Origin of the sequence: Mycolicibacterium pyrenivorans (genome assembly GCF_025821625.1) — a bacterium.
GTDB classification, from domain to species: Bacteria; Actinomycetota; Actinomycetes; order Mycobacteriales; family Mycobacteriaceae; genus Mycobacterium; species Mycobacterium pyrenivorans.
Map to the genome: position 1 here is coordinate 1 of NZ_JACKSH010000093.1, position 610 is coordinate 610.

1 protein-coding gene and 1 pseudogene are annotated in these 610 nt (G+C 63.0%); one reads left to right on the forward strand and one right to left on the reverse strand.

From position 1 onward, the window contains the following. Nucleotides 1-52: 52 nt before the first annotated feature. Nucleotides 53-271, forward strand: a complete 219-nt coding sequence (locus tag H7I57_RS11940) for a hypothetical protein (RefSeq protein WP_264023710.1) — start codon at nt 53-55, stop codon at nt 269-271. 130 nt (nt 272-401) lie between these two features. On the opposite strand, the pseudogene H7I57_RS11945 reads toward H7I57_RS11940, so the two are convergent. Next, nucleotides 402-610, reverse strand: a pseudogene (locus H7I57_RS11945) (MFS transporter); the annotation flags it as partial.

Below are 610 nucleotides of genomic sequence, written 5' to 3' on the forward strand. Positions count from 1 at the left end.
CAGCTGACCCAACGATTGAACCGACTCGGCATCCGTCCAGCTGACCCAACGATTGAACCGACTCGGCATCCGTCCCGGCGCCGCCCGCAGCACCGCACTGTTTCAACTCGCCACCGAGATCCCGGCAGCAATCCTGGCCCGCACCCTCGGCATCCATACCGACGTCGCCGTCTCCTGGCAACGCCTCTCCGCCGGCGACTGGACCAACTACGCCGCCGTCATCAGCAGCCGACCACAATCGCTGGCCCGCAACACGGCAGTACGGGCATAGTGCCTACATGCGACACACCCCAACAGTGAACATCCCGGGGCTGGTTCTGGTCGCGAAATCGGACGCCGTTTCATCGCGAATCTCGACAATACGTAGGTGTGGGGAAAGTTCGAGTCCGTGAAATATTACGTCACCGCGGGTCTTTGACGGACGGCATGGGGTGTGGTCTCTCACTGGCGAAGAAGTACAGGCCGATGACCGTGCGGTGAACCCGGTGGTGAGCAGCGCTTGGAACAGGAGCGGTGAACCCGGTGGTGAGCAGCGCTTGGAACAGGAGGCTTCCGGCGCCGAAGCCGATGAACAGGGTGCAGACGTTGAGGCCCATCGCCTGGCCGCGTT